This window comes from Neptuniibacter sp. QD37_11 (assembly GCF_047778105.1).
Lineage (GTDB): Bacteria > Pseudomonadota > Gammaproteobacteria > Pseudomonadales > Balneatricaceae > Neptuniibacter.
On sequence record NZ_CP180552.1, the window covers coordinates 3271007 to 3285169 of the forward strand.

General features: G+C 44.2%; 14 protein-coding genes. 2 read left to right on the forward strand and 12 right to left on the reverse strand.

Annotation, left to right across the window (positions count from 1 at the left end; translation table 11 throughout):
* Nucleotides 1-5: 5 nt before the first annotated feature.
* From ACMXYT_RS15375 to rluD, 3 genes are read right to left on the reverse strand one after another with little or no spacing between them, the layout of a single operon-like run.
* Nucleotides 6-632 carry a M15 family metallopeptidase gene (locus tag ACMXYT_RS15375; RefSeq protein ID WP_415899408.1) on the reverse strand — a complete coding sequence of 209 codons (627 nt, stop codon included), beginning with the start codon at nt 630-632 and terminating at the stop codon, nt 6-8.
* A 1-nt stretch (nt 633) separates the two neighbouring features.
* Nucleotides 634-1365 (reverse strand): peptidoglycan editing factor PgeF, encoded by a 732-nt coding sequence (pgeF, locus tag ACMXYT_RS15380; protein ID WP_415899409.1) that lies wholly within the window; start codon nt 1363-1365, stop codon nt 634-636.
* A 4-nt stretch (nt 1366-1369) separates the two neighbouring features.
* Complete coding sequence (gene rluD / locus ACMXYT_RS15385) at nt 1370-2341, reverse strand: 23S rRNA pseudouridine(1911/1915/1917) synthase RluD (RefSeq protein ID WP_415899410.1); 972 nt, start codon at nt 2339-2341, stop codon at nt 1370-1372.
* 149 nt (nt 2342-2490) lie between these two features.
* Here rluD and ACMXYT_RS15390 point away from each other — a divergent pair, with 149 nt between their 5' ends.
* Together ACMXYT_RS15390 and nadE are read left to right on the forward strand one after the other, a co-directional pair.
* Complete coding sequence (locus tag ACMXYT_RS15390) at nt 2491-3429, forward strand: outer membrane protein assembly factor BamD (RefSeq protein ID WP_415899411.1); 939 nt, start codon at nt 2491-2493, stop codon at nt 3427-3429.
* Between the two features lie 79 nt (nt 3430-3508).
* Nucleotides 3509-4342: an ammonia-dependent NAD(+) synthetase gene (gene nadE / locus ACMXYT_RS15395; protein WP_415899412.1), complete on the forward strand. Its 834-nt coding sequence runs from the start codon at nt 3509-3511 to the stop codon at nt 4340-4342.
* A 56-nt stretch (nt 4343-4398) separates the two neighbouring features.
* Here the strand turns inward: nadE and thiO are convergent, their stop codons facing one another.
* From thiO to ileS, 9 genes are all read right to left on the reverse strand, one after another.
* A complete protein-coding gene (gene thiO, locus ACMXYT_RS15400; protein WP_415911652.1) occupies nt 4399-5484 on the reverse strand; it encodes a glycine oxidase ThiO in 1086 nt (361 codons plus the stop codon).
* A 180-nt stretch (nt 5485-5664) separates the two neighbouring features.
* Nucleotides 5665-7296, reverse strand: coding sequence for a type IV pilus modification PilV family protein (locus ACMXYT_RS15405; RefSeq protein WP_415911653.1), 1632 nt, complete (start codon nt 7294-7296; stop codon nt 5665-5667).
* A gap of 45 nt (nt 7297-7341) precedes the next feature.
* Nucleotides 7342-8523 carry a PilX N-terminal domain-containing pilus assembly protein gene (locus ACMXYT_RS15410; RefSeq protein ID WP_415899415.1) on the reverse strand — a complete coding sequence of 394 codons (1182 nt, stop codon included), beginning with the start codon at nt 8521-8523 and terminating at the stop codon, nt 7342-7344.
* Complete coding sequence (locus ACMXYT_RS15415) at nt 8513-9175, reverse strand: PilW family protein (protein ID WP_415899416.1); 663 nt, start codon at nt 9173-9175, stop codon at nt 8513-8515. The genes ACMXYT_RS15410 and ACMXYT_RS15415 overlap by 11 nt, the downstream gene beginning before the upstream one ends.
* Nucleotides 9175-9711 carry a GspH/FimT family pseudopilin gene (locus ACMXYT_RS15420; RefSeq protein ID WP_415899417.1) on the reverse strand — a complete coding sequence of 179 codons (537 nt, stop codon included), beginning with the start codon at nt 9709-9711 and terminating at the stop codon, nt 9175-9177. The genes ACMXYT_RS15415 and ACMXYT_RS15420 overlap by 1 nt, the downstream gene beginning before the upstream one ends.
* On the reverse strand, nt 9712-10119 hold the full coding sequence (locus ACMXYT_RS15425; protein ID WP_415899418.1) for a type IV pilin protein: 408 nt from the start codon (nt 10117-10119) through the stop codon (nt 9712-9714).
* A 263-nt stretch (nt 10120-10382) separates the two neighbouring features.
* Nucleotides 10383-10811 (reverse strand): FKBP-type peptidyl-prolyl cis-trans isomerase, encoded by a 429-nt coding sequence (locus ACMXYT_RS15430; RefSeq protein ID WP_415899419.1) that lies wholly within the window; start codon nt 10809-10811, stop codon nt 10383-10385.
* Nucleotides 10808-11338 (reverse strand): signal peptidase II, encoded by a 531-nt coding sequence (gene lspA / locus ACMXYT_RS15435; protein WP_415899420.1) that lies wholly within the window; start codon nt 11336-11338, stop codon nt 10808-10810. Before lspA ends, ACMXYT_RS15430 begins: the two co-directional genes overlap by 4 nt.
* Nucleotides 11338-14154, reverse strand: a complete 2817-nt coding sequence (gene ileS / locus ACMXYT_RS15440) for an isoleucine--tRNA ligase (RefSeq protein WP_415911654.1) — start codon at nt 14152-14154, stop codon at nt 11338-11340. The genes lspA and ileS overlap by 1 nt, the downstream gene beginning before the upstream one ends.
* Nucleotides 14155-14163: the final 9 nt, after the last annotated feature.

A 14163-nucleotide genomic window follows, 5' to 3' on the forward strand; every position in this document is an offset into this window, starting at 1 on the left:
CCGAATCAGCTTATTTCGAAATCAAAATACTGATTTGGGAATGGTTCATCCTGCAAGGTAAAGTGCCACCACTCTTGATGAAAAGGTACAAAACCATGCTGGACCATTACTCGTTGCAGTAACATTCTATTCGCACGCACCTGCGCAGATACCGAGTTTGAATCAAACCACGATTCTGGGCCAAAGAAATCAAATTCCGTCCCCATATCGAGTTCTTCCTTGGAATCCAAATCGATCAATGTCAGATCAACCGTACTGCCTCGCGTGTGGCTGGAATGCCGGATAAGGTACCCTTTACTGAAAAGCTCTGGACGCTGCAATGTGGGAAAAAATCGCTCCTGCGTAGGGTTAGCACCGTCTTGGTCGCACCATGCAATAAACTGATCAACTGAGCGCTGAGGTCGGTAGGCATCAAACACTTTTAGCCCTAGACCAAATTCAGCGAGTGAGTGTTGAACCCTTTGTAAAGCCAACGCAGCAGGCTTGGTTAAAAGGCACGTCTCTCTCAGATAACCGCAAACTGACTCACCCACAAAGTTATCACCGGTAAAATATTTAAGATCGATAACAATGCTGGAGTCGACATCTAAGAGATCAACAAAGAGTTCGGGCTTAGTCGTAATTAAATCCACGTTATTCAATCCAGATAAGACTTGCCATACGGCCCGTAACACCATCTCGACGATAGGAATAAAACCGTTCTGCATCAGTATAGGTGCAATATTCTCCGCCAGAGACAAAATTTACACCAACGGAGTTTAGCCTTTGACGGGCTAACTGATAGATATCTGCTAGAAACTTCCCTGACGAACCTTCGACAGGAGTAAAAGCTTGATTAGCCTGCGCCTGGACCGCGACAAATTGATCTCGCACTTCTTGTCCTACTTCAAATGCATCTGGGCCTATGGCCGGGCCTAACCAAACATGCAAATTTTCTGGCTTTTGGAAGCCCCCGACAGCTTGCTCCAAAATACCATCCAACAGCCCTCGCCAACCGGCATGCACTGCAGCAACACGCTTTCCATCACCATCAGCAAACAGTACCGGAAGGCAATCAGCCGTCATCACAATACATGCCTGGCCTTTATCTTGGCTCCAGCAACCATCCGCTTCCCGGCAAACACCATCAACTTTAGCTTCGATGATATCAATCCCATGAACTTGCGAGAGCCACTGAGGATTACGCTGTAAGCCCAGCTCATCAATCAAAATCTGCCGATTTTGTTTGACGTGCTCGGGATCATCTTTTACGTGATCTCCCAGATTTAAACCTTTATAGGCACCACCACTCACACCATCGAAGCGTGTAGTGGTAAAGGCTTTTACCCCTCGGGGAGCATTCCAATCTGGGAGAATCAATTGCATTTAATTACACCATTTCATCTGCATGAGCATCTAAGTCAGCCTGAAGTAGCGATAACAGATGCTGAAAATCATCGGGCAGATCCACTTCCCAAGAAACAAGCTCACCTGTTTCTGGATGCCAAAGTTCAAGCTTTTTGGCATGAAGGGCTTGGCGTTTAAAATCACGCAGGCCTTCAATCATCTCATCACTACAACCTTTAGGTAGACGGAAACGACCACCATAAAGCTGATCACCTACAAGCGGGTAATTGATATGCGACATGTGCACACGAATTTGATGGGTACGGCCAGTTTCAAGCTTCAAACGGATATGAGTATGGGCACGCATTTTCTTTAAAACACGATAATGCGTAGTCGCTTCTTTGCCTACCCCAACAACGGCCATCTTTTGGCGGTTTTTAGCGTGACGCCCCATAGGCTCATCAACCGTACCACCACCAGTCATTACACCGTGAACTATAGCTTCATACTCACGCCCCATCGAACGCTCTTGCAACTGATCGACCAGCTCCGTTTGAGCTGCAATGGTCTTCGCAACCACCATCAAGCCAGTAGTATCCATATCTAGACGATGAACAATACCCGCACGAGGCACTTGGGCGATATCAGGGCAGTGGAACAGCAGTGCATTTAGTAAGGTACCGTCACGGTGGCCTACAGCAGGATGCACAACTAATCCGGCCGGTTTATTAATGACTAAGATATGATCATCTTCGTAAACAATATCCAGTGGGATATCCTGCGGCTGATGATCTTCGATCATCTCCAACTGAGTATCGATAACGATGGTTTCTCCCCCAAATAATTTATCTCGAGGGCGCTTTACTTCGCCATCAACTTTAAGAGAACCATCTTTGATCCAGCCCTGTAGACGTGAGCGGGAATAATCGGGAAATAGCTGCGCTACGGCCTGATCCAGTCGTTTACCGACAAGATCATCTTCGATACGTGCTTCTAAATGTATTTGATCAGACATTCGAACCTGTCAGAACTTTCTAATTGATATGTCTGGGTCTGTTAACAGGCCCTATCAGTTATGGTTAAATAGGCCGTTGAATTGCATATAGCCTCTTTCTGTCCAGTATAACCGTTCGGGCAAGAGACTACACCGGGATTAATATAAAGATGCGTATTACCAAGAGTCTTATTGTTGCTTTATTCTGCCTAATGACAGCAGCTTGTTCATGGTTCGAAGACATTCAAGAATATCCAGATGTTCCTGAACAGCAGTTGTATCAAGAAGCTATCACCGCATTGGATGACGAGAGCTATGATGTAGCTATAGAAAAATTCCAACTTCTAGAAGCTCGTTACCCATTTGGCCGCTTCTCTGAGCAAGCGCAATTAGAATTGGTTTACGCTTATTTTAAAAACTATGAACCTGAAGCCGCACGAGCAGCAGCTGATCGTTTCATCCGCTTGCACCCGAATCACGACAACATTGATTACGCATATTACCTAAAAGGTTTGACTGCGTTTGAACAAGATATTAACTGGATTACTCAATACTTACCTGTTGATGAGACTAAACGTGATCCAGGTGCAGCCCTAGATTCTTTCGAGAGCTTCTCAACACTGGTTAGCCGCTATCCAGATAGTCAATATTCTCCTGATGCACAAAAGCGTATGGTTTACCTTAAAAACCGTCTTGCTGCTTATGAAGTCCATGTAGGCCGCTACTACATCCAACGCGAAGCTTTTGTTGCTGCTGCTAACCGTGGACGTTACGTCATTGAAAATATGCAGGAAACACCTGCTGTACCTGATGCATTAGCGGTCATGATTGAAGCCTATACTCACTTAGGCCAGCAAGACCTTGCCGCAGACACACAAGCCGTATTGGCGAAGAACTTCCCTAACTACCAATACACGCCTATTTTTAAAGGCGAGAAAACCTTATTTGATGCAGCAACATTTGACCTGTTTAGCGACACTAAAGAGCCTCCTGTTGCGACTCCTGTTCGTATGAACGAGAGTACTGATGCACCGAAACCTGATCGTTCTCTCTTCAGCACCATAACGTTTGGTGTATTTGATGATGAAGACGATGAACAGAAGAAATAACTAAGAACAATATAAAGGCACCTTAAAGGTGCCTTTTTTGCCTCTTAGGGAACCATAAAGAGAAATAAGAGAGATAAATATGCAGGCAGCAGCGATTATCAAAGAGATGCAGGTACTACCTGAAATCGACCCTGCTAAAGAAATTGCACGTCGAGTAAGCTTTATTAAAAACACACTTAAAGCTTCTGGCCTCAATAACCTTGTACTCGGCATTAGTGGCGGCGTGGACTCATCCACCTGTGGCCGACTCGCGCAATTAGCAGTCAATGAACTAAACGAAGAAAGCGGCGAGAGCAGATATCAATTTATTGCTATGCGCCTGCCTTACGGCGTACAGAAAGATGAAGAAGATGCGCAACTAGCACTTCAATTTATCCAACCATCACAGTCTATAGCGGTTAATGTAAAACCTGGCGTCGAAGGCATACATACAGAAGTCACAGCATCACTCGCTGAAGCACAACTCAATCAGGCCTCAGAGGGCGCCGTAGATTTCGCTAAAGGCAACGTAAAAGCACGAGCACGAATGATCGCTCAGTACGAAGTTGCAGGTATTGTAGGCGGCTTAGTCATTGGTACTGATCACTCAGCAGAAAACATCACAGGCTTCTATACCAAGTGGGGAGACGGTGCTTGTGACCTTGCACCGCTATTTGGCCTGAGCAAACGCCAAGTTCGCCAACTGGCTCACGCTTTAGGTGCGCCCACACTACTTGTAGACAAAACACCTACTGCGGATCTTGAGTGCTTGGAACCTCAAAAAGCTGATGAGCAAGCACTAGGCCTAAGCTATGATCAAATTGATGATTTCTTAGAAGGCAAGAGCGTTGAAGTGGAAGTAGAGCAACGCATTATCGAAATCTACAATCGTACACAACATAAACGTCAGCCGATTCCAACCATATACGACTAAGCATCGCTATAAAGCCTGCAAACAATGTTACTGTTTTACAGGCTTTATTATTTTCTTTATCGATCCATTCTGTATGGATAAGCAGAGATAATTGTATCTCGACCCAGCAACATATCGGCAAGTAGTCGAGTAGATGCTGGCGCAAGAACTAAACCATTTCTAAACTGGCCAGCGTTGATAAACACATTGTCCAAGCCAGCAACCTCTCCGATAAAAGGGATACCTTCTGGCGAGCCAGGACGTAAGCCAGACCAATGATGTTCGACCTCATAGTCAGCCAACGCAGGAATAATATCTAACGCAGTTGCATGTAAGGATTTTGCCGCATCCTCGGTTGTTCGTTTAGTAAAACCTATACGTTCCATTGTACTGCCCACCAGCACTCGACCATCATTACGCGGTATCACATAACGTCCGCCCTTTAAAATGACACGATTTACCAAACCTGGTTTAGCTTTAAACAACATCATTTGTCCGTGGACTGGCTCTACAGGGAGTTTTCTATCTAACATAGATAACAACTCTGCACTCCATGCCCCCGCAGCAATAATTACTTTATTAGCACGCAGCTTATGCTCTGCCGTTTCAACGCCAACAACTTGGCTACCCTCAAGCTCAAAACCTTTTACTTCTTGGTTTTCTAACAGCGTCACACGTGGATTAAGCACTAAGCTTTCACGTAGGGAACGACCTAAACGCGGGTTACGGATACTGCACACCTCTGGCATCCATAAGCCCTCCTCCAAACCAGAACAAAGATTAGGCTCTTTCTGGTAGAGAAAGTCGGCATCCACTTTACGTAAAGGTCGGTGATATTTTTGCGCCCAACCTAGAGCATCCTGCTGATCCTCTACAGACACCATCAACATTCCTTTTTGACGCAGTTCAGGATCAAAACCGGTTTCATCCAAAAGATCTTGCGCTAGATGGATATAACTACTTTGCGACCAAGTCGCCAGCTCAGTGACGGCATCAGGGTAACGCCAAGGATATAAAGGCGAAACAATACCACCACCCGCCCAAGAAGATTCTTGTGCACACACTTGGCGATCTAACAACGTAACATCAGCATTGGCTTGAGCAAGCTCTCGCGCCAACATCATACCGATCACGCCACCACCGATTATTAAAAAGTCAGACATCTAATTTCTCAATTATCTTAAGTTACATACAGATAAAGCTATATTACAAAACCAAGAAAGGGGATGGAAAATTATGAAAGAATGGAAACCAAAAGAAAGCAATACACCAATTAGAGATAATTAAGGGGATACACATTCATGTATATCCCCTTCCTCTATAAATGTATTCCGTTTTAGAACTCAAGGAGTATCAGTAACAACAAAATCCTTGCCTGATGTCACATCAGCTGTCACCGGGCTGAGTGAGAAGTCATATTCCAATGGAGCAAAATCAAACGAAACAGCAGCACCTGATACAACCGAAGGAGTAACAGTACCGTTCCAAGAGTAATCAACAAAACAGCTATAGCCAAGAATTTGATCAGCCAACACTTCTAACTCACATTGCTGCGCAAAATCGGGCAATGGATCAACCCCAACCTCAATTGTGGATAATAATCCCTCAGCTCCTGAAGCAACCGACGACACGTCCAACTGTCCGGATATTTCATAGGCTAGATTAACATAACCCAGCACTTTTTCTTCATCGGGTATAGTGACGGTTACTCCATCTGTGTATGAATAATCATCTGTACTAAGGCTCGGATAACCTGCTGGCACATTATTCAATGCCGTCAGAAAGTCACTACAATCTTTATTACCATTGGTATTAATTACCAAAAAATGTTGGTTTAAGAGATTTCCTGAAGTGTTTAAAAGAGATGATTGAGTATCCTCTACATTAGTATCAACTTCAGAATACATATAGTAATAACCTAATCCTGGCGCTGCGTTCGACGCCGCTAGATAGGGTCCTGGCCCATTAGTCGTAGTAAAACGAACAAGGCCTGATTGACCAATAACATCTGAAGATTGAATGGTTCCAGACACAGTCGCTGGATCAATACCATAGTATTTATACTCTCGCGGTGATATACAAGCGCCAGGTTTGTTAGAGCCCTGAGCGTCTGGTAACAATAATGCGATTGTTCCGTACCAGCCCTCTCCGAATAGACATGTATAGCCGATATCACTGCCTAATTCATATACAGCGCAGCCACCACCTTCAGAGGTTAATACGTTAGGCGATGCCTCTAAATCTTCATAAGAAACCGAGACACTACTATCCACATATATATTGCCTTTAATAGAAAAAATTGGGCTTGATAAATCAACTAATTCAATGACAGTAACGACTTGGTCACATCCGGCATCACCATTGATACATTCATCATCAGTAATCTTGATACCATACTTATTATCAGCAAGTTCAATCCAATCACCTACAGATTTAGTCGCATCATGCACTTCATCTGATGTTTCTCTGGCCGTAGCAACGGCTGAACCTGAAGGCCTTTCAAAACTACCTATACTCTCATCAGTACCTGTACCTGCTTGATCGCTAGAGTCAAATGACGATTTTGGATCATTCCAAACCAAACGAGAATTCAGGGATACAGACTCCGCATTTCCAAGTGAATCAGTCCATGCAACATCAACGCCTAACATATAATGCGTTTGAAATGATGCTGCCGCAGTCGAGGCTAATGAATAAGAAACTGTATAAGCTGTGTTGCCCACAGTAACATTCGTGGATTCAGGATAAGATGCCAATGCCAAGCTAGCATAGCTATTTTCTAAAATTACGACTCTCTCTTGCTCAAGTTTCTGCTCTGCTAATTTAACTGCAACAGCACGAGCCTTAGAGTTCCCACTTTCAGTGACTAACTCACTTTGAAAAAGCGCTGCCCCAATAAGACCTATTGCTACAATAACAAATGCAAGCAAAGCCTCAATTAGTGTAAAACCTTTTTCATAACGATTTTGATACATATTAACCACCTTTCCTCAATCCCTCGAGAGCTTACTCAATGACCCTTACCAATCCTTCCAGCTCCCACGTATAACTTCCTTTGTATTAATTTGATCTAGATTATCAACCACTTCCTGATCGTAATAAACGTTAGCTGTACCATTACCCATGTCTAATTCACCTTCAGAAACAATGCCACCAAAGATGTCCACAGTGCCATTTACTCTATCAACATTTCTCGCAATAATAAGTCCGTAAACATCTGGCCCTCCACTCATCCTTAAATCACCATCGACAACAAGGATTACAGGATTAGCTGAACTACCAATCGTTCCTCCAGTAAGCCGAGCATCATTCAAATGTATTAATTGCCCTTCAATGTCAGAAGCATCGGCATCCCGCAACTCATTACCGGTCATGCTCAAACTGGCAGAGGCAACCAGCTCATCTAAAGTCCGCCCGAAGAAATTTTGAGTAAACTCATCTGCAGTAACATTGGCCATATTGGTATCACCATCAATCACATCAGGCCCAGTTGTGTTTTTTGTCGTGCTTTGTATATATTCAATATCGTCTATGTCATTTCCTGTCGCAGTTAAATGCCTTGAAAGATCATCAACCGTACCATCCCATGTATCACCGGAAAACCCTGTCCAATCTGGATCCCTGATATAAGTATCCGCAGACCCCCAAGAAGTAATATCATCACCCGCCCAAATGTTTAAATTGGTAAAACCATTAAAAACATTCATATTACCTGAAACATTCACATATCCACGCGCGACGATAGGGAGGTCGGGAGGGTTAGGGAGAAGAGGTAATTCCCCGATAAGAACACTGATAGAACGATTGATCAGCCCATCATCGCTGCGACCAACTGAATCAATCTGAATTAAAGACATATCTGCGTCACTACTGGCATCAGATAGCAAGACCGTAAAACCAACTCCGTCACCCCAGCTAACGGTTGCCCCCGAAACACTAAGATCTAAGACAGAGTTATTATCTTGATCGACTCCTACTCGAGAATAAGCTATTGCGTAATCAATACCAGCCTGGGCAGCATGAAATGCCTGCTTTGCACGATATTCATTTGCAACAATTTTCTTTTCAGTGATGACTGTTTCAGACGTAAAAAAGGACACACCTAGAACAATAACAACCATGACTAGAGCCAGAACTAATGTAGCTGCTCCTTTTTGGCGACCTATTCTATTATCTATATGATTATTTATTTTAATCTGCATAGAAGTCATTCCGAATTTTAACTGATTCCTGAACCGTTTTAGTCCAATCAGTATCATTTATAACGGATGCAGTAATCGTTATATCTATTTCCCTTACGGAACCAACTGCATTAGTACCTACATTAGAAGGGCAAGCTGCGCTGGCTTCATTAACAATACATAAAGAACTATCGGTTATAGACATCGCATTTACTGACATAAAGTTCTCATCAGAAAGCCTTTCCCATGTTCCTGTAGAGCAGGATGTCATACTAGTTCCTGACGTTTTCACCCAAATAGACGATGCTGAAAACCGCACCCCACTATGCTCATTTGTACCAATAAGACCATCCCCATCGACATCATAGTTATAAAGAGCACAAGATGCGCTGACTAAGTTAAAATCTTCACCCATATCATCATAAGGTGAGGATAATGCCCCACTCTGAACCCAATGCCCCGCTCGTCTAATATCATCAGCTATAATCGTTGTTATTGCCGCGAGCTCCTGATTTAGACGAGCACTGTAAACCACATCCCTACTACTTTTAAATGCGATAATAAATGTGTAAATCGCTCCAGATACAACTATAAGTCCAACAACCAAACCGATCATTAGTTCGATTAATGTGACACCTGCTTGCTTGGAAGGCACCTCTTGAAACGTTTTCATTATGGGCATCCTGCATAAATGTCCAAGGTATCTGAGCACAAACGTACTCGACCAATGGTGCTCAAAACCACTTTCGCATCACCATATCCGGGATAATTCAAAGTAATTGTCCCGTTTTCCATAGAAGTAGATCTCGGCGACAGAAAACCTGAATCATCACTTGTTAAATTCGTTGATAACTCAACGCTTGGGTAATCGCTGCCTGTAACATATCTAGCCGGTGCAGAATTGATGGTGCACAAAGCAAGAGAGGCCGCAGAAGAGCAATCACATGCAGCGGTATCACTTATACCCATGCACCAACCTGCAGCACCTGTACCTTTAAAAGCAATATAGATATCAGAACCATTAGAGATAGACTCGCTACGCGCATATTGAATATGCCCGTAAACTTTTTCCGCAGCTCCGGTCAGCTCAACCCGTTCTTGAAAATCATTTAAACTAGGTGCAGCAAGGGAAATTAGTATTGCCAATACAGCGAGCGTTACCATCAACTCTATTAGAGTAAAGCCTTTATATGTATGCAGCTTATTCATCTATCTTTCCCAACAGTCCGCATCAGCAAACCCACTCCCATAAACAGGTCCATTTTGCGTGATGCGAAACGAACCACATGCATCATTAGTTTGAACACCTGTCGGAGCTGCGGTAACGGTATAAGAACTAGCCCCTGTACTGCTGATAGTAATATTATAGTAACCTTCCCTTGAAGTAGAACCGTATGCTAATGATGCTGCCGTTGCATAAGCCACATTATTTGCTCTCCATTTTTCTTGTTCTAATCTGATATCAGCAAGGCTCGCCATAGCATCACCACGCCTCGCCTTCTCCACGAATGACTGATAAGCCGGATAAGCGATAGACGCAAGAATAGCGACAACAGCTACTACAATCATCAGTTCAATTAAAGAAAACCCTGATTGAAGGTTTTGATTTCCTTTCATTTTTTTCATTCCTAAATACGCACCGAGTATGCAGTTTAACGATTAATAGCAAAGTCTATAATTGAGACCAAAACACAACATCTCATTTTAAAGTGAGTAACTAAATTTTTACTAGAAAGACAACAACAAATCCTAATTTAAGATTAGTCGTTTAAGGGAACATACGCCATAGGTAGATTTTTCGGGGGTCTCAAGTAAGAATAGCTTAAGATAGGACAAATACAAAAAACCCGAATTAAAAAATTCGGGCTCTTAATATCATCTTAGCTAACTTGAAGAATTTCTACCTGAAAATCTAGCCTCTTCCCTGCCAGCGGATGATTAAAATCAACCGAAACCATCTTATCATCAAACTCAGCTATCACACCGGGAAGTTCGCCATTACCAGCATCCGCGAATGAAATAACCAAACCTTGTTCTAATTCCATGCCCTCAAACTGACTGCGAGGGATATTCTGCACATTGCTTGGGTTACTCATCCCAAAGCCATTTTCAGGCAGAATTTTAAGAGTTTGTTTCGCCCCTTCTTCCAAGCCGAACAATGCTTTTTCAAAACCTTCCAACAAATTACCATCACCCACAGTAAATGTCGCGGGTTCAGCCTCAAAATTGGAATCAATTATTTGACCGTCTTCCAGTTTAATTGCGAAGTGCAGCGTAACGGTTTTACCCGGACCGATCAATTTACTCATTGTGAACTCTCTTCAGATGATTTTCGCTTCCCTTCCAGAAATAACATATCCAGAATCAGAATAATCGCTCCAATCGTAATAGCGGTATCCGCAATATTAAAAGCGGGGAAGTAATAATTCTGATAATGCAGGGAGATGAAATCAATCACATACCCTTGTACCGCCCGATCATACAGATTGCCTAAAGCACCACCCAATACGAGGGATAGAGCTAGACCTAACCACCAATAAATACGAGGCGTACGCTTTAGCCAGATCACCAGTACAACACTCACAACCACAGCAATTGCCACAAAGAACCAACGCTGCCAGCCACCTGCTTCTGACAAGAAGCTAAAAGCAGCCCCAGTGTTGAACAACAGCGTTAGATCGAACATTGGCAGCACGGGATTAGGATCGGCATACTTTAGATTAGTTACCGCTAAGTATTTACTTCCTAAATCCAATACAACCACCAGCAGCGAGAGCACACCCCAGATAAGGCAGCTTCGCACTGGTTGTCTTTGTTGTTCAGTGCTCTGTGTCATTAAGCAAAGCTACGGCTTTCACCGGCACCTTTAACGTTATCAACACAACGACCACACAGCTCAGGATCATCAGAATCCTGACCTACATCTTCACGGAAGTGCCAGCAACGTGGACACTTATCAGCAGCACTTTTAACTACGCTAACCTTAAGCCCTTCAAGTTCTGTGTTATTAGCATCTTGTGCATCAGCTAATGGTGCTACTGCCGCTTTTGATGTGATCAAAACGAAACGCAACTCGTCTTCTAGTTTGCCTAGTAGAGCCTGTAGAGCGTCATCGCAATACAAAGTCACTTCTGCCTCTAAGCTACCGCCGATGTTGCCATCGCTACGCTCAGTTTCTAACTGCTTATTAACCGCAGTTTTCACTGCCATTACCTGTTCCCAGTATGCAGAATCAAATGTGCTATCAGCAGGCAGTTTGGTTAGGCCCTGATACCAAGTATCTAAATGAACAGACTCAGTACGTTCGCCCGCAAGCGTTGCCCAGATCTCATCTGCAGTGAAACTACAGATTGGCGCAATCCAACGAACCAACGCTTCAACAATATGATAAAGCGCTGTCTGAGCAGAACGACGTGCATGCGAATCAGTCGCAGCCGTGTATTGACGGTCTTTGATGATATCTAGGTAGAAACCACCCATATCCTGAGAACAGAAGTGAGATACTTTCTGGAATACTTGTAAGAATTCATATTGGTTGAAGTGCTCGATCAGCTCTTCTTGCAAACGCGCTGCACGATCTACTGCCCAAGCATCCAACGCTACCATTTCTTCTGGTTTAACCATGTGCTGAGCAGGATCAAAACCGCTTAGGTTAGCCAAGAAGAAACGTGCTGTGTTACGAATTCGACGGTAAGCATCCGCGGCGCGCTTCAAGATATCATCAGAACAGGTCATCTCACCGCTGTAATCAGTAGAAGCAACCCATAGACGCAAGATATCTGCGCCGTATTTGTTCATTACTTCCTGAGGCGAAACAACGTTACCAACTGACTTAGACATCTTGCGGCCTTGACCATCAACGGTAAAGCCGTGCGTTAGCACCTGTTTGTATGGCGCTTTGCCTTTGATAGCAATCGCAGTTTTCAAAGAAGACTGGAACCAACCACGGTGCTGATCCGAACCTTCAAGATACATATCAGCTGGGTATTCCAAGTTGTCACGCTGATCAACGACAGAATAGTGCGTCACACCGGAATCAAACCAAACATCCAAGGTATCAGTTACTTTTTCGTACTGATCAGCTTCGTCGCCCAAGACTTCAGCAGCATCAAGATCGAACCATGCATCCATACCCACTTTTTCTACACGCACAGCAACCTGTTCGATTAGTTCTGGCGTATTCGGGTGTAGTTGCTGAGTTTCTTTGTGGATAAACAGTGCAATTGGCACACCCCAAGTACGTTGACGTGATACACACCAATCAGGGCTCTGCTCAACCATCGCTTCGATACGGTTTTGCCCCCAACCTGGGAACCACTCAACACCTTTGATTGCTTCTAGGGCATCTTTCTTCAGGCCCTTCTCTTCCATGCTTACGAACCACTGAGGTGTTGCACGGTAGATCAATGGCGTTTTTGTGCGCCAGCAGTGAGGGTAGCTGTGCTGGAACTTGTGCTCCAAGACAAGCTTGTTGTTCTCCGTTAGCAGTGCAACGACTTTATCGTCCACTTTATAAACGTGTTCGCCAGCAAATACGCCTGCACCTTCACCTAGAACACCCGAAGCGTTCACTAGGTTCATTGTGCCGATACCGTATTTACGACCAACCTCAAAGTCTTCCACACCATGGTCTGGTGCTGTATGTACGGCACCTGTACCTGCATCAAGGGTTACGTGATCACCTAGGATTACAGGAACTGTACGCTCATAGAACGGGTGCTGTAGTTCAAATTTTTCTAGTGCTTGGCCCTGACAACGACCAACAATGCTGTACTCGTCAACACCGTAACGCTTCATAGCATCTTCAACTAAGCCTTCCGCTAGCAGAATACGCTCCGCACCTAAACCTAGATCTAGCTGAACAAGCACGTAGTCTAGCTCACCACCTAGCGATACCGCTTGGTTAGATGGCAGTGTCCAAGGCGTTGTTGTCCAGATAACTACCGATGCTTCGCCTTCACCTTCAAGACCCTCAAATTTCGCAAGGAAACCGTCCTGATCAACCGGAGTGAAACGTACATCGATCGCTGTAGAAGTCTTGTCCTGATATTCCACTTCAGCTTCAGCTAGGGCAGAACCACCCACAACACTCCAGTAAACTGGCTTAAAGCCTTTCACTAGGTGGCCATTTTCAACGATTTTGCCCAAAGCACGAATGATGTTGGCTTCAGTATCAAAATTCATTGTTAGGTATGGGTTATCCCAATCACCTAGAACACCTAAGCGGATAAAGTCTTTCTTCTGGCCTTCAACCTGTCGTGCAGCGTAGTCACGGCACTTTTTACGGAAGTCTTTGTGAGACAGTTTCACGCCCGCTTTGCCGTGCTTAGTCTCAACCTTATGTTCGATTGGCAGACCATGGCAGTCCCAACCCGGCACATAAGGCGCGTCAAATCCGCTCATTGTTTTGGATTTGATAATAATGTCTTTCAGAATCTTATTAACCGAGTGACCAATGTGAATATCACCGTTTGCGTATGGAGGGCCATCGTGCAAAGTGAACTTATCGCGGCCAGCACTGACTTCACGAATTTTCTGGTACAGATCCATCTTCTGCCAACCCTGTAGCATTTTCGGCTCACGCTGAGCCAAATTGCCACGCATTGGGAAGGCTGTTTCCGGAAGGTTCAATGTTGCTTTGTAATCGGTCATGGTTATAAG